Origin of the sequence: Aliiruegeria haliotis (genome assembly GCF_003003255.1) — a bacterium.
GTDB lineage: Bacteria > Pseudomonadota > Alphaproteobacteria > Rhodobacterales > Rhodobacteraceae > Tropicimonas > Tropicimonas haliotis.
The window spans coordinates 404,078-418,667 of sequence record NZ_PVTD01000001.1 but is presented as its reverse complement, the minus strand read 5'-3'; the positions used below and the strand labels follow the sequence as shown (position 1 = coordinate 418,667).

Sequence of the window (14,590 nt, the reverse complement as noted above, 5' to 3'; positions counted from 1 at the left end):
GAGGCCGGTCCGGAGGGCGCGCGAATCAGGTTGTACCTGCCCGAATCGCCGGCATCGATTCGCAGCTTCGGCGCCGGTGGATGTTGGCGCTAACTCCTTGAAAATGCCGCGTTTTAGCAATTCTCACGACATTGAAATAATCCATCCCGACCAGTGGTTTAGTTCAAAAATATCGACCGAAACGCAACAAAGTTTCCGCACCGCAGCAATTCTGCGGTAACGTCGGGGAAACAATCGCGCCAAGGGAGGAATGGATGACCTGGAGGGATTTACTGATGGACTGGCATGACCACATCGACCGCGTCGCAGACATCTTCCCCCATGCCGATCCCTGCGCGCTCGTGCGGTTCCGTGGAAACCGTGAGTTGCTGGCCGAATACATTGCCGACACCCACGACCTGACACCCGCCGAGGGGATCGAGGCGGTCGAGCTTCGGCTGCTGCCCGGCGCGCAGCCAGTGCCACGCCTGATTGCCGCCGAATAGGACCGCGGCCCCGGGCGCGCGGCGTCACGTCAGCGACGTCACCCAGAGAATGGTCGCATCTTCTGCGCTGACCGAAACCACGTTGTGCCCCATCGTTGCATCGTAATAGGCGCTGTCACCGCGCCGCAGCTCGATCGGGGCATAGAACTCGGTAAAGAGCCGGACCACACCAGTCAGGACCAGCAGGAACTCCTCCCCCTCGTGGCGCACCCAGCCGTCGAATTCTTCCATCGAGCGGGCACGGATGCGGGCGCGGTAGGGCAGCATCTTCTTGCTGGTGAGCTTGTCGGCGAGCAATTCATGTTCGTAGGTCGCGGTGGCATGGGCCGAACCTTCGCCGGCGGTGTTGACCACCATGCGGCCGTTGGCCTCCACCTTCGCGGGCGGGGTGAAAAGCTGAGGAACGGAGATCTTCAGCCCGTCGGCGAGTTTCTTGAGCGCCTCGTAGGTCGGCGACATCTGACCGTTCTCGATCTTTGACAGCGTCGAGCGGGCAAGCCCGGCCTGCCCCGCCGCCTGTTCCAGCGTCCAGCCCTGGGCCTTGCGCAATTCCCGCACGCGTTCCCCGAGATCGACTGGCGCGGCCTCTATGGCCTCGCCGCTTTCGCGGGCGATGCGGATCAGCGAGCGGGGGTCGGTCTCGTCATGGCGGTTCGAAGGCATGGGGCGGGTTGTAGGGTGCACGCGGGTCCTGCGCAATGGGGCCGGGGGGCTCCCGCCCGAAACCGCAGCGCTGGCGCGCCACAGTTTCCGTTGGGCCGGGCCCGCCTGCGGCGGGTCCTTGCCGTGCGCATCGGGCCGTCCGCCAAACAGGGTGACGCCCGCCCGGAGCTGCAAGCGCAACAGCCCCTGTGCGTGGTGCCGCCCACACGGCCTGCAACCTTGCGCGGCCACCGCCGCTTGCGTACCCAAAGGCCATGTTGTCGATCCATACCACCCCACCTGCCCCGCCTCCGCCTGACGCCTTCAACATGGCCGCCCATGTGCTGGATCCGGCGGAGCGGCTCGCGGACAAGACAGCGCTTGCGATCCTGTCGCCCAGCCGCGCCTCCCGCTGGCGCTACGGGGCGCTGGCGCAGGCGGTGGCAGGGATCGCGGCCGGGTTGCGGGCGCAGGGCCTGTCGCCGGGCGACCGGTTGCTCATGCGACTCGGCAACGAGGTGGAGTTTCCGCTGGCCTACCTCGGCGCGATCTGGGCCGGGATCGTGCCGATACCGGCCTCCGCCGCCCTGACCGTGCCGGAGATCAGCCGCATCGCGAAGGAAACCCGCCCGGCGGCCATCGTCGCCGCTCCAGAGATCTCTCTGCCGGAGGGGTGCGCGGCGCCGGTTCTGCCAAGCCTCGCGCTGCGGGAAATGGAGGCAACGCCGCCCATCGCCCCCGACCTTGGCCCGCCGGATCGCCCTGCCTACATTATCTACACCTCCGGCACATCCGGGTCGCCACGCGGTGTGGTCCATGCCCACCGCGCGGTCTGGGCGCGGCAGATGATGTGGGAGGGTTGGTACGGCCTGCGGGAGAGCGACCGGCTGCTGCATGCGGGCGCCTTCAACTGGACCTTCACGCTCGGCACAGGTCTGATGGATCCATGGGCCATCGGCGCCACCGCGCTGATCCCCGCCGAGGGCATCACGCCAGCGCAGATCCCGCTTCTCCTCAGGCGTCACGACGCCACGCTTTTTGCTGCGGCTCCGGGTGTTTACAGGCAGATATTGAAGCAAGCAACCCTGCCGGACCTGCCGAAGCTCCGCCACGGTCTTGCGGCGGGGGAAAAGCTCTCCGACCGCCTGCGCGCGGCGTGGGAGGCCGCCACCGGAACCCGGGTGCACGAGGCGCTTGGCATGTCCGAATGCTCCACCTACATCTCCGGCAGCCCGGCCCGTCCGGCCCCGCAGGGAACGCTCGGCTTCCCACAGCAGGGTCGCCGGATCGCCGTGCTTGGCCCCGACCGGAAGCCGGTAACGCTCGGCGCGCCGGGTACGCTGGCAATCTGCCGGAGCGATCCGGGGCTGATGCTTGGGTATCTCGACGCGCCGGAGGAGACGGCCGCCCGCTACGCCGCCGAATGGTTCCTGACCGGCGATACGGTGAGCCTCGGCGCGGACGGTGCCCTGCGATACCTTGGCCGCGATGATGACATGATGAATGCGGGCGGCTACCGGGTCTCGCCGATGGAGGTCGAGACCGTGCTCCAGCACCACCCCGGCATCACCGAGGTCGCCTGCGCCGAGGTCACGGTCAAGGCGGATACGCGTGTGATCGGCGCCTTCTACACCGGTCCCACTGCGCTCCCCGAAGCCGAGATCGCCGATTTCGCGGCCGAAACGCTGGCGCGCTACAAATGTCCGCGCGTCTTTGTTCACATGGAGAGCCTGCCGCATTCCGGCAATGGCAAGATCAACCGCGCCGCCCTGCGCGGCTGGTCACCGTCGCCCGATTGAGGGTCCGGCAGGTCGCCCCGGCGCCAAACGGACCTGCGGGGCGGGCGCGATCGATCTCGCCGGGCAATGCACGACGCACGCCGCCCCTGCACGGAGAACCGCCACGGGCAATCCCCAGACCGAAGCGGATCCGGCCGGTCAGCCCAAAAGCCATCGAAGGCGCGCGGGGCAAACGCCGATCCCGCAGCCCCCACGAACCCACCGGCCACCGTCCTTCGGACAAGATTTCCCTTGGCAGCGGCGTCCAGACTGCTACAGGGGCGGGATGATCAAGCTCGATATCCTCTCCGACCCGATCTGCCCGTGGTGCTTCATCGGCAAGTCGCTCCTTGACCGCGCGCTTCAGGAGCGGCCCGATCACCCGTTCAGCATCGAATGGCACCCGTTCCAGCTGAACCCCGACATGCCCGCTGGCGGCATGGACCGGCGGACCTACCTGGAGACGAAGTTCGGTGGCAAAGAGCAGGCCGTCGAGGTCTATGCCCGTATCGCCGAGGCCGCCGAAGCCGCCGGGCTGGAGATCGACTTCGGTGCGATCCAGCGCACCCCCAACACGCTCGACGCGCACCGGCTGATTCACTGGGCCGGGATCGAGGCGAAGCAGACCCCCGTCGTCGATGCGCTCTTTGCCGCCTATTTCCAGCAGGGCCGCGACATCGGCGATCACGACACGCTGGCCGATATCGCCGACAGCGTCGGCATGGATGCGGCGGCGGTGCATCGGCTGTTGGCTGGGACGGCGGATGCCGAGGATATCCGCGCCCGCGATGCCAACGCCCGCGAAAAGGGTGTGACCGGCGTTCCGACCTTCATCATCGCCAACCAGCACGTGGTCCCCGGTGCGCAGCAGCCCGACCTGTGGCTGAAGCTCGTCGACGAGATCAACGGACAGATGTGACGCAACACGGGATCGTCGGATGAGCGAGGCCACTGCGAATCACAGCCAGCCGCGCGCGCCGCTCGGACAGGCGGAGTTCATCGCCCTGATGGCGATGACCTTCGCGACCGTGGCCTTTTCCATCGACGCGATGCTTCCGGCGTTGCCCGACATCGCTGGCGAGATCAGCGCGGAGACCCCAAACCGCGCCCAGATGATCATCACCAGTTTCGTTCTGGGTCTCGGCGTGGGAACGCTTTTTACCGGCCCGCTGTCGGACGCCTACGGCCGCAAGCCGGTCGTCATGGCGGGGGCGGCGCTTTATGTCCTCGGTGCGACGCTTGCCTGGCAGGCGCACTCGATCGAGACCATGTTCGCCGCCCGGGTTCTCCAGGGGCTTGGCGCCGCCGGGCCGCGTGTCGTCGCCATGGCGATCATCCGCGACCTTTATGCCGGACGCAAAATGGCGCGGCTGATGTCCTTCATCATGCTGATCTTCACCATTGTCCCCGCCATCGCCCCGACCATCGGCGCCGGCATCATCTGGGCGGTGGGCTGGCGGGGGATCTTCCCCTGTTTCATGCTCTTTTCGGTCATCGCCACGAGCTGGATGATGCTGCGCCAACCAGAGACACTGCGACCGGAGAACCGCCGACCGTTTCGGCCACGCCCCCTGTTGGCCGGGATCCGGGAGATCGTCACCCACCGGGTCGTCGCCCTGTCCCTGCTCACGCAGTCGCTGACCTTCGGAATGCTCTTTTCCACGCTGTCCTCGACCCAGCCGATCTTTGACCAGACCTTTGGCCGTGGCGAGAGCTTCCATTTGTGGTTCGGCGCCATCGCGCTGGTCTCGGGCACGTCGGGGCTGATCAACGCGGCCCTGGTGGAGCGTCTTGGCATGCGTTTTCTGATCACCGCGACACTTGGCTGTCAGATCGTCTTCACCGGGATCGCGACGCTTCTGGTCGCAGTGGGCGGATTGCCCGAGATCGCGGTTTTCGGCATCTACGTGCTCTGGACCGCCGGTGTCTTCTTTCAGAACGGCCTGACCATCGGCAACCTCAATGCGCTGGCGATGGAGCCGATGGGCCACCTCGCCGGCCTGACGGCCTCTGTCACGGGGTCCGTCTCCACCGTCGCCGCGGTGCTGGTCGCCATCCCGCTCGGTTTGGCCTTCGATGGCACGCCGGTGCCGCTGATGATCGGCACATTGATGCTGGCCACCGTCTCCTATGCCGCGATGCTCGTGCTGCGCTGGACCGATCCACCCGATCTGCGCCGCTGAACCGCGTGCGCCCCCCGCCACAGGAGCTGGCGCACCGGCCCAGGCAGGCTGGACAGAGCCCTCCCCATCCGGCAGGGACAACCAGATGATTCGAAAAAACGACCTACAGACGGCGCACGGACATTCCGCGCGCCATCGCGACAGAATTCTTGGCAGCCGGATCTGCGGCTGCTTCTGCTGTCTCCGAACATTTGGTTCGGACGCGATCACCGACTGGACGGATGGCGGGGAGACCGCACTTTGCCCACATTGCGAGGTGGACGCCGTACTCGGTGACGGCTCTTTCCAGCCACTGACCGCCGAGTTCCTGACCCGGATGAACCGTCACTGGTTCCGGACCTGACACCCGGCGCGAACAGGCGCCCGACCTCTCCGGTTTCGCACCGACGCGCGCGCCGCCAACGTGCCGGTTTCAGACCCGTGCGACGTCGCAATCGGGGCGGACAGAGGCACCTGTCCGACCGACGCTGGACGGACCAGGGAGGCCAGCATGAACCAGTATTCCCGCGACCGCCGCAAGATCGACCCGGCCCGGGGGGGCACGCTTCCCGATGGCACGCCCAACGACAACGACCGGGTGGAGATCGGCCCGACGCTGCTGGCGCTTCGGGAGTGGGAGGCCGCGGGCCTTGCCCTGCCGGACCTTGCGGCAATGCGGAAATATCGCTGGACCCGCCTGACACAGCATATCGTCGCGCGCGACTATGGTGGCCTGTTGATGTTCGACCCGCTCAACATCCGCTATGCGACCGACACCACCAACATGCAGCTCTGGAACACGCACAATCCGTTCCGCGCCTGCCTGCTGTGCGCGGACGGCCACATGGTTCTATGGGAGTATAGGAACGCGCCATTCCTCGCCGACCATGCCCCGCTCGTGCGGGAGATCCGCTCCGGTGCCTCGATGTTCTATTTCTCCATCGGGGACAGGGGGCCGGACGCGGCGATGCGATTTGCCAGCGAGGTGGAGGAGGTCATGTCTGCCCATGCCGGTGCCAACCGCCGCCTCGCCGTGGACAAGATCATGGTGCATGGGTTGCGGGCACTGGAGGCGCGCGGCTTCGAGGTGTTCGAAGGCGAAGAGGTCACCGAACACGCGCGCTCGGTCAAGGGGCCGGACGAGATCGCGGCCATGCGCTGCGCCATTCATTCCTGCGAGGCCTCTGTCGCGGCGATGGAAGCACGCACGAAACCCGGCATGACCGAAGACGAGATCTGGGCGATCCTGCATGCGGAGAACATCAGGCGCGGCGGCGAATGGATCGAGACGCGGCTGCTCGCCACCGGCCCGCGCACCAACCCGTGGTTTCAGGAATGCGGCCCGCGCGTTCTTCAGAACAACGAGATCCTGGCCTTCGACACGGACCTGATAGGGCCCTACGGCATCTGCACCGACATGTCCCGCACATGGTGGATCGGCGACGGCAGGCCGCGGCAGGACATGGTTGCGGCGATGCGACATGCCCATGAGCACATCACCGAAAACATGGCCCTTCTGCGTCCCGGTGTGACCATCGCGGAGCTGGTCCACAATGGCCACCAGCTCGCGCCGGAATACTGGGCGCAGAAGTATTCCTGCAAGTTTCACGGCGTCGGGCTTTGCGACGAGTGGCCTCATGTGGATTACCCTGACACCTACCACGAAGGCGCATGGGATCATGCGCTGGAGGCCGGGATGGTGCTTTGTGTCGAGGCGCTTGTCGGCGAGGTCGGCGGCGATTTCTCGATCAAGCTGGAAGACCAGGTGCTGGTCACCGATGACGGGTTCGAGCCCCTCACCCGCTACCCGTTCGATGCGCGGCTGATGGGGCTGGTTTCCTGATCGCGCCCCCGGTGCGCGGCCAGCCCGTTCAGTACCGAACCACGAGGCCCTTGTGGTCCGAACCGAGCAATGGCCGGGCCTCGCTCGCCCCGCCCATGCCCCGGGGGATCAGGCTCTGGTCGATCGGCAGCGTGGTCACGCCCTTCAACGGGAAGCTGGGCCGCACGCGCCCGCCCGGCTCCGCGTCGATCGCACGCGCCGTACTGCGCAGGACATGGGACCAGCGCACCATGTTGAAATCGCCACCAAGCACTGCCGGCCCGTCCACCCGGTCAAGCACGGCGAGCAGCTTGCGGTGGCGTTCCGCTTGCGGCGGCCGGGCCGGCCAGGGCCAGCAGAGGTGCACCGATGCCAGCCACAGCGGCCCGTCCGGCGCGGCCACCTGTGCGATCGCCACTCCATGGGTCTCGCAGCAGGTGGTTCCCGCGACGAACGGCCAGCGGGAGGCGATGGCGACGCCGCCGACCTCCTCGTAGGGACACAGGAGCTGGTAGGGCAGGATATCGGCGAGCGACGTCAGCAGCTCCGCGTTGTCCTCGGTCACCTCCTGCAATGTCAGCAGGTCCGGCGCGACCTCCCGGATGTCCCGTGCCAGCGGCGCTGTGTCCTGCATCCGGAAGGACATGTTTTTCTGGTAGTGCACAACGGGCGCGTCCCGCATGGTTTCCCGCCGCAGGTGTTCCCGCGCAATCGTGGCGAAGGCAGCCCCACAGGGCAGCAGCAGCCAGCCGGACGGAAGGCCGCAGGCCATGCCCAGCAACGCCCAGCCCGCGCCGAGCACCGAAACCTGGCTGCGGAACACCGCCAGCGAATCACCGGCCGGGTAAAACCGGCCGAGGAACCCGCCCGCCAGCGCGACAAGGCCGAGCGCCGAGACGCCCCAGTAGATGAAAACGACCAATGCCACCTGCGCCTCCGGGTCCCCGACCGATTACGACTTGTCACCTTCCCGTGACGCGGCTGTCACAGGGCTTGGGATTGATGTGCCCCGGGGCCACCCTGTTGTGCAAGCCCGCCATCATCTCAGAGGTCCCCATGCATCGCATCACCTTTCCCGGCGCCGACGGTGACACACTGGCCGCCCGTCTCGACAGGCCGGAGGGCCCGCACCTTGCCACCGCGGTTTTCGCGCATTGCTTCTCCTGCTCCAAGGATATTGCCGCCGCGCGGCGCATCGCGCAGCGGCTGGCGGCAATGGGGATCGCGGTGCTGCGTTTCGACTTCACCGGGCTCGGCCATTCCGGCGGCGAGTTCGAGAACACCACCTTCCAGTCGAACGCCGGCGACCTGGTGGCGGCGGCGAAATGGCTGGAGGGCGAGGGCATGGCGCCGGAGTTGCTGATCGGCCATTCGCTGGGCGGGGCCGCGGTGTTGCGGGCCGCTGGAGAGATCCCCTCCTCCCAGGCGGTTGTCACGCTCGGCGCGCCTTTCGATCCCGGCCATGTCACGCACAACTTTGCCGACACCCTGCCCGACATCGCCGAGCAGGGCGTGGCGGAGGTCCGGCTGGGCGGGAGACCGTTCCGGATCGGGCAAGAATTCGTGGAAGATGTGCTGGATTGCGACCTGACCGATCGCATTGCCAATCTGGGCAAGGCGCTGCTGGTTTTGCATGCGCCGCTGGACGCCACGGTCGGCATCGACAATGCCGCGCGGATCTTCACCGCCGCCAAACACCCCAAGAGCTTTGTCACGCTTGACGATGCCGATCACCTGATCAGCCGTGCCGAAGATGCGGAATACGCCGCGGAGGTCATTGCCGCCTGGGCTGGCCGCTACCTCGATCTGCGTCCCCCTGCCCCGCCGCCGGGCGCCCCCGAAGGCGTGGTGCGCAGCTCCGAGGCGGACCCGGACGGGTTCCTTCAGGACATAAACGCGGGGCCGCTCCACCACGCCCTTGCCGACGAGCCGCTGGCCTATGGCGGCACCGACCGGGGCATGTCACCCTATGGCTACCTCTCGGCGGCGCTGGCCGCCTGCACCTCGATGACGTTGCGAATGTATGCGCGGCGCAAGGGATGGCCGCTGGAACATGTCGCGGTCGACGTGACCCACGACAAGGTCCACGCCCAGGACAGCGATCTGACCGGCCCCAACCGGATCGACCTCTTCACTCGTGAAATCCGCCTCGAAGGGCCTCTCGATGACGAGATGCGCGCGCGCCTGCTCGACATCGCCGACCGTTGCCCGGTGCACAAGACGCTGGAGGCCGGCGCGAAGGTGAAAACCGCTCTGGCCTGACCGGCGTGGCGAAGTGCCCAGGCCCCTGACCGAGGCTCGGCGGTTGGCGACGGATACCTCCGGACCTTGCAGCCGGCCAGCGTCCAGCCCCCCTCTCGTGGCTTGTCGGGCACCTGCAGGGGGCCGATCGTCGCTGACGATGTGGATCCGGGGCGCCAACCAACCGACGTCCGCGCCTCTCTTGCCGGGCGACAGTCCGAAACCATCGGCCGGTCGCGCAGCCTGCTGCGCCTGCAGCCATTCCGGCCAATCGCGCAATCGGGCGCCGGTATCCCGCCGACATCGCCGAAAAGATCCCGCCCCCCATTTTCATCCGCGCCGCCCCCCCCGCATCGGCCCTCTGGTTGCCTCATCCCGCCCGCGGGCGTAGCTTGTACGGTGTGGTTCCGCTGTGGGAGGCAGAGGCCCTGCAATTCGACGACGATTCTGCGCGGCGCGGCATCTGGCCCCCGCTTACCTACGCCCAGAAGCTCTTTCTGCTGGCGACCCTGCCGCTTGTCCTCGCGGTGGCGGCGATCTCAATCGTGGTCGCGGTCCAGTCCCGCTCGCTTGCCGAAAGCGAGATCAGGGAGCTGGAAACCCGCCTGACGGAGGCCAAGAAGCGGGAGCTGGAAAACTACGTCGCCCTCGCCCGCACCGCCATTTCCAAGGACTACGGCCGCGCCCTGCCCGATGACGAGGCGGCAAAGGAAAAGGTCATCCAGACGCTCGCGGCGATGATCTACGGTCAGGACGGCTATTTCTTCGTCTATGACTACGACGGCACCAACCTCGTCGCGCCACGCCAGACCGAGCTGATCAATACCAACTGGGCGGGGCTGACCGATGCCTCCGGCACGCCGATCGTCGACGAGTTGATTGCGATCGCCCGCCGCGGCACGGGCTACCACTCCTATGTGTGGACCAAGCCCTCGACGGGAGAAGAGGCGCAGATGGTCACCTACGTGGTGGGCCTTCAGGATTGGCAATGGGCACTCGGCACCGGCATCTTCATCGATGACGTGCTGGCCACGGTGGCCTCTGCCCGCGCGGTGACCGAGGCGCGGGTACAGGAGACCTTCGTCTGGATCGCTGTGATCACGATGGCCGCGCTGCTGCTTGTGTTCCTCTCCGGGGTCGGCCTGAACATCCGCGAACGCCGACTGGCCGATGCCAAGCTCAAGGCCCTGACCCAGCGGATCTTCGACACTCAGGAGGAGGAGCGTGGACGCGTGGCGCGCGAGCTTCACGATTCGATCTCCCAGATCCTCGTCGGTGTCCGCTATGCGCTCGAACTCGCGCGGCGCCGGTTGCGCACGGGCGACGACCGGGCCGAGGCCAGCCTGGACTCCGGTATCGACGCCCTCGGCGGCGCCATCCAGGAAGTGCGCCGGATCAGCCGCGACCTGCGCCCCGGCGTGCTCGACGACCTCGGGCTTGGTCCGGCGTTGCAGTCGCTGGTGGAGGAGTTCGGCGAGCGGACGGGCATCGAGACCGAGTTCGAGACCGCTGTCTTTCGCAACCGCCTCGACCAGGAGGCGAAGATCGCCCTCTATCGCATCGCACAGGAGGCCCTGACCAACGTGGAGCGCCATTCCGGCGCCACGCGGGTCAGCGTCCGGATCTTCGGCCATACCAGCGGCGCCACGCTCCGCGTCGCCGACAATGGCCATGGCATCATCACTCCCACGGGGCGCGCGCCCCACGACGAACCGGCGCAGGGTCTGGGCCTGCGCAACATGCAGGAGCGCATCGAGCGGCTGAATGGAACGTTGCGCATTTTCGGTGCCAGAGATGGAACGGTGATCGAGGCGCAGGTGCCCTTGAGCCACATGTTGCCGCCAGAGAGCGGATCGGATACCCCGCGCGATGCCGAAACCGAAAGGAAGAGCGCATGAGCGCCACCCGAGTGCTGATTGTGGACGACCACCCGATGGTCGTCGAAGGGATCGAGGCGATCCTTGAGACCTATGACGATATCGAGGTCGTGGGCACGCTGACCAATGGCCGGGAGGCCGTGGAACGGGTCTCGGAGCTGTCGCCGGATGTCGTGTTGATGGACCTGAACATGCCAGAGGTGAACGGCCTCTCCGCGACCGAGATCCTGATGGAGACGCGGCCCGACCTCAGGGTGTTGATCCTCTCCATGCATGACAGCCCGGAATACATCTCAACCGCGCTCGATCACGGGGCACGGGGCTACGTGCTCAAGGACGTGCCGACAGAGCGGATCAAGGAAGCCATCGACCAGGTGATGGCCGGCGGGCAGTACCTTTGCACCGGGGCCACGACCGCGTTGAAGCCGCGCGACACCGGCGGCCGCGAACCGCTGACCAGCCGGGAGCAGACGATCCTGCTGCAACTTGCACAAGGCAAGTCCAACAAGGAGGTGGCCATTGCGCTCGATATTTCCGTGCGCACGGTCGAGACCCACCGCAAGAACATCAAGCGCAAGCTGGGGATTTCCTCGACGGCCGGGCTCACCCGCTATGCGATGGAAAACGGCGTGTTGCAGGGAACCGGCGTTCGCCTCTGAGCGCTAGCGCGGCTTGTCCAGCTGCCACTGAAGATGTGCCTTCACCATCGGCCATTCCGGCGCCGTGATCGAATAGGCGGCGGTGTCGCGAATTGTGCCGTTGGCCATGCGCGAATGCGCCCGCAGGATCCCGTCCAGCCGCGCACCAAGCCGCTCGATCGCGCGGCGGCTCTGCTGGTTCAGGACATGGGTGCGGAACTCGACGGCAATACAATCGAGCGTCTCGAAGGCGTGGGTCAGCAGCAGCAGCTTGGCTTCGGTGTTCAGGGGACCGCGCTGCACGGCCTTGCGATACCAGGTCGACCCGATCTCCACCCGCCGGTTCACGGCGTCGATGTTCATGTAGGTCGTCATGCCGACAGCCTTCCCCGTAGCCGGGTCGAGCACCGCGAACGGCAGCATCGACCCCGTTGCCCGGAGCGTCAGGCGGCGGTCGATCTCGGCTTCCACCTCTTCGGGCGCCGGCACCGACGTGTACCAGAGGCGATGCAGATTGCCGTCGGCGACAGCCTCCCGGAGGTCGGGCGAATGCCGCTGTGCCAGCAATTCGAGACCGACATAGGTGCCGGAGAGCGTGACGGGATCGGGCCAGGGGCGCATTGTGAACCTGCTTTTGTGTGTGTCCCCGCCGCGTAGCGCGGAACGGGGGCACAGACAACCGGCTGGTCGGGCGCGACGCTTCGGAAACTGCGAAAAGCAGCATTCCGTACGCGCCGGACAACGCAGCGCCGCCCCGCGCGCCGGGCTCAGCTTTCAGGCGTGTACCAGATCGGCGAGGTATAGGCGCGCTCCGTGGTGATCATCGGCACGGTTTCGTCCATCTCCACTCCGAATCGCCTTGCCTCGTAGGCAGTCCAGCGCGGCGTCGGGATCTCGATCACGCGGGCGTAGTAGAACGCCTTCTGGGTCGGGTCGAAATCGGGGTCCTGCCAGACGCCCAGAAGCTCCGGCGCGCCAATGGTGTTGGTCCAGGTCGCATTCGCGACATCCACCGTGTTGCCCACGTCGGGCAGCTCGCCATTGGCATCCAGCGCCCGGTCTCCGGCCCAGACCGCGTTGTAGACCTTCTCCTGCGTCTCGCCATCGGCATCCATCCAGCCCTTGACGACCTGTATCCGGTCGAGATTGCCCGAATACTGGTCGCGCAGCGCAGCCATGAGGAACGTCGGCGCCGCGCCGTCGGGCCCGGCCGACAGATCGCCCCCCATGGGCACGCCCTTGCGATAGCCCGCATCGGCAGGAAGCCGGGTCAGCGTGTCGCCCTCGGTAAAGCTCCAGCCGCCAAAGAACCGCACCAGCATCCGCGATCCCGTGGTGGCATAGGTCTCCTTGCGCATCATCGCGTCAAAGATCGCCTCGCGGGTGTTTTCCTGCGCCCAGACACCGGCCAGCCCACCGGCGGCCTGTTTCCAGCCATAGATGGTGAGGTCGGGATCGGGCGCGGCAATCACCTCGTGCTTCCAGCGATCGGGTTCAGGCTCCACGCCGGAATGCTTGCCGAAGAAGTTGTCCTCCTCGAAACCGGACAGGGAGGTGTGGCTGTCGGTCGAGCCGATCATGCCGAACTTGAACGGGTTCACGCCGAGGGTCGACTCGATCTCCAGCCCCCGCTTCAACGCCGAGCGGGCATATTCGCCGGGCAGCATGTCGGGGGTCTTCAACTCGGTGCCGTTGAGGTTCGCCGCATCCCAGGTGTCGAAGTCGGCAAAGGCGTCCTCGGGGCTCAAGGCCGGGTGGGCCTCCCCGTCGCCCTTGATCTGGGTGGCCTCGTAAAGCGGCTCGAACCGGGCGCGGGCCTCGGCGATCTCCACCGTCAGTTCGGAGCCGTCATAGGCGTTCATCGAGAACATCCGGCCGTTGGAAAGGTTGCCATTGTGGGCGATGGCCAACACCTCGCTGCCAGTTCGCGCCTCGAAATCGGCCAGGTAGGTCCAGAGATCCTCCGGGTTCTTGCTGTCGTATTGCGAGAACGGGATCGTCCGGTTGGCATCGTCGGAATCGCCGCGGAAGAGCACGTTGCGGTGCAGGTTGTTGGCGCCTTCGGTCGTGTATTCATACCCGATGATCGCCGAAAAGACGCCTGGATCATTGTAGCGGTCTGCCAGCGCCGTATAGGCCTGCCAGGCTTTCTTGGTGGCCTTGGGGTTGTCGATCGGAACCACGTCATCCGACAGGGAGGCGACGATTTCCATGGCGGTGTCGAAGGCGAGCGCCGGGTCGCCCGCCGTCAGGTTCTCGTACCATTTCTTGCCAAGCGGGGTCGACAGGATCTCCGGGTCGCCGCTCAGAAGCTGTGGCATCAGCCCGTACATCTCCGCGTGGTCCGACACGACCACGAAATCGAGCGGCCGTGACAGTTTCGCGCGCAGCCCATGGGTCGTCGTGACCTCCTCCCCGCGGGCAAAGCGGAAGGCCTCCTCCTGGCCCAGCTTGTTCATCGTACCGGCGTCGACCGAAACGGCAGTGTGCAGATGCGTGTCGCCAAACAGGGGAACCGTCGGGAAGTCGCGCCCCGCATATGGCGAGTAATCCTCTCCGCCCAGCGTCTCGGTCACCTTGGCCCGGTCATGGGCATATTCGTTGGAAGTCGCGGACAATGGAAAAAGTGTGGTGGTGAGAGCCGCCGTCACCAAAACGGAACGTGTGGGCAAGTTCATCTGTCTCTCCCTGAACAAATTGACTCGGGTAATTCCGCTGCCGATTCCGGCGCGTCGCGGAGATGCTATCATGGCTTGGCCTGCTTTCGCCCCGGCGCCCGGTCGAATCCCCCTCAATGGCAGGGTTTTTTGCCGAAGAATGCGAAAGAAGGTCTGCAATGCAGACCCATCCTCGGAAAGATTGTTCCAATTTGACCGCTGCCTGCGTCATTTTCTCCGCAAAACCCGTTGACGCTCCCGGCGCCCGGTCATAAGGTCCAGCGCACG

At 66.3% G+C, this 14,590-nt stretch carries 13 protein-coding genes; 9 read left to right on the top strand and 4 right to left on the bottom strand.

The window, feature by feature from the left end; all coding sequences use genetic code 11:
* The first annotated feature begins 254 nt into the window (after window positions 1-254).
* The gene (locus tag CLV78_RS01860; RefSeq protein ID WP_146136619.1) at window positions 255-485 is read left to right on the top strand and encodes a hypothetical protein; all 231 of its coding nucleotides are present in this window, start codon (window positions 255-257) and stop codon (window positions 483-485) included.
* Window positions 486-509: 24 nt separating this feature from the next.
* Here the strand turns inward: CLV78_RS01860 and CLV78_RS01855 are convergent, their stop codons facing one another.
* Window positions 510-1,148, bottom strand: a complete 639-nt coding sequence (locus CLV78_RS01855) for a helix-turn-helix domain-containing protein (protein WP_106203065.1) — start codon at window positions 1,146-1,148, stop codon at window positions 510-512.
* A gap of 254 nt (window positions 1,149-1,402) precedes the next feature.
* Between CLV78_RS01855 and CLV78_RS01850 the strand changes: the two genes are divergently transcribed.
* From CLV78_RS01850 to dddP, 5 genes are all read left to right on the top strand, one after another.
* Entirely contained in the window at window positions 1,403-2,926 is a 1,524-nt protein-coding gene (locus tag CLV78_RS01850) for a class I adenylate-forming enzyme family protein (RefSeq protein WP_106203718.1), read from the top strand.
* Between the two features lie 265 nt (window positions 2,927-3,191).
* Window positions 3,192-3,824 carry a DsbA family oxidoreductase gene (locus CLV78_RS01845; RefSeq protein WP_106203064.1) on the top strand — a complete coding sequence of 211 codons (633 nt, stop codon included), beginning with the start codon at window positions 3,192-3,194 and terminating at the stop codon, window positions 3,822-3,824.
* A gap of 19 nt (window positions 3,825-3,843) precedes the next feature.
* A complete protein-coding gene (locus CLV78_RS01840) occupies window positions 3,844-5,088 on the top strand; it encodes a multidrug effflux MFS transporter (RefSeq protein WP_106203063.1) in 1,245 nt (414 codons plus the stop codon).
* A gap of 85 nt (window positions 5,089-5,173) precedes the next feature.
* Window positions 5,174-5,431 (top strand): cytoplasmic protein, encoded by a 258-nt coding sequence (locus CLV78_RS01835; RefSeq protein ID WP_106203062.1) that lies wholly within the window; start codon window positions 5,174-5,176, stop codon window positions 5,429-5,431.
* A gap of 147 nt (window positions 5,432-5,578) precedes the next feature.
* On the top strand, window positions 5,579-6,910 hold the full coding sequence (gene dddP, locus CLV78_RS01830; protein ID WP_106203061.1) for a dimethylsulfonioproprionate lyase DddP: 1,332 nt from the start codon (window positions 5,579-5,581) through the stop codon (window positions 6,908-6,910).
* 28 nt (window positions 6,911-6,938) lie between these two features.
* Here the strand turns inward: dddP and CLV78_RS01825 are convergent, their stop codons facing one another.
* On the bottom strand, window positions 6,939-7,817 hold the full coding sequence (locus tag CLV78_RS01825; protein ID WP_106203060.1) for an endonuclease/exonuclease/phosphatase family protein: 879 nt from the start codon (window positions 7,815-7,817) through the stop codon (window positions 6,939-6,941).
* A 128-nt stretch (window positions 7,818-7,945) separates the two neighbouring features.
* Between CLV78_RS01825 and CLV78_RS01820 the strand changes: the two genes are divergently transcribed.
* The 3 genes from CLV78_RS01820 to CLV78_RS01810 all read left to right on the top strand — a co-directional run bounded on the left by CLV78_RS01820 (window position 7,946) and on the right by CLV78_RS01810 (window position 11,666).
* A complete protein-coding gene (locus CLV78_RS01820) occupies window positions 7,946-9,151 on the top strand; it encodes a bifunctional alpha/beta hydrolase/OsmC family protein (RefSeq protein ID WP_245924803.1) in 1,206 nt (401 codons plus the stop codon).
* A 440-nt stretch (window positions 9,152-9,591) separates the two neighbouring features.
* Window positions 9,592-11,028: a cache domain-containing protein gene (locus CLV78_RS01815; protein ID WP_106203717.1), complete on the top strand. Its 1,437-nt coding sequence runs from the start codon at window positions 9,592-9,594 to the stop codon at window positions 11,026-11,028.
* Window positions 11,025-11,666, top strand: coding sequence for a response regulator transcription factor (locus CLV78_RS01810; protein ID WP_106203058.1), 642 nt, complete (start codon window positions 11,025-11,027; stop codon window positions 11,664-11,666). The genes CLV78_RS01815 and CLV78_RS01810 overlap by 4 nt, the downstream gene beginning before the upstream one ends.
* Window positions 11,667-11,669: 3 nt before the next feature.
* On the opposite strand, the gene CLV78_RS01805 is transcribed toward CLV78_RS01810, so the two are convergent.
* Both CLV78_RS01805 and CLV78_RS01800 read right to left on the bottom strand, forming a co-directional pair.
* Window positions 11,670-12,266, bottom strand: coding sequence for a GNAT family N-acetyltransferase (locus CLV78_RS01805; RefSeq protein WP_106203057.1), 597 nt, complete (start codon window positions 12,264-12,266; stop codon window positions 11,670-11,672).
* 146 nt (window positions 12,267-12,412) lie between these two features.
* Complete coding sequence (locus CLV78_RS01800) at window positions 12,413-14,323, bottom strand: DUF3604 domain-containing protein (protein WP_106203056.1); 1,911 nt, start codon at window positions 14,321-14,323, stop codon at window positions 12,413-12,415.
* Between the last annotated feature and the right edge of the window lie 267 nt (window positions 14,324-14,590).

What these genes read in the sequence shown, in the direction of transcription:
- dddP (WP_106203061.1), top strand. Translation starts at nt 5,579, where the DNA reads ATGAACCAGTATTCCCGCGACCGCCGCAAGATCGACCCGGCCCGGGGG.
- CLV78_RS01820 (WP_245924803.1), top strand. Translation starts at nt 7,946, where the DNA reads ATGCATCGCATCACCTTTCCCGGCGCCGACGGTGACACACTGGCCGCC.
- CLV78_RS01860 (WP_146136619.1), top strand. Translation starts at nt 255, where the DNA reads ATGACCTGGAGGGATTTACTGATGGACTGGCATGACCACATCGACCGC.
- CLV78_RS01845 (WP_106203064.1), top strand. Translation starts at nt 3,192, where the DNA reads ATGATCAAGCTCGATATCCTCTCCGACCCGATCTGCCCGTGGTGCTTC.
- CLV78_RS01840 (WP_106203063.1), top strand. Translation starts at nt 3,844, where the DNA reads ATGAGCGAGGCCACTGCGAATCACAGCCAGCCGCGCGCGCCGCTCGGA.
- CLV78_RS01810 (WP_106203058.1), top strand. Translation starts at nt 11,025, where the DNA reads ATGAGCGCCACCCGAGTGCTGATTGTGGACGACCACCCGATGGTCGTC.
- CLV78_RS01850 (WP_106203718.1), top strand. Translation starts at nt 1,403, where the DNA reads ATGTTGTCGATCCATACCACCCCACCTGCCCCGCCTCCGCCTGACGCC.
- CLV78_RS01855 (WP_106203065.1), bottom strand. Translation starts at nt 1,148, where the DNA reads ATGCCTTCGAACCGCCATGACGAGACCGACCCCCGCTCGCTGATCCGC.
- CLV78_RS01800 (WP_106203056.1), bottom strand. Translation starts at nt 14,323, where the DNA reads ATGAACTTGCCCACACGTTCCGTTTTGGTGACGGCGGCTCTCACCACC.
- CLV78_RS01805 (WP_106203057.1), bottom strand. Translation starts at nt 12,266, where the DNA reads ATGCGCCCCTGGCCCGATCCCGTCACGCTCTCCGGCACCTATGTCGGT.
- CLV78_RS01835 (WP_106203062.1), top strand. Translation starts at nt 5,174, where the DNA reads ATGATTCGAAAAAACGACCTACAGACGGCGCACGGACATTCCGCGCGC.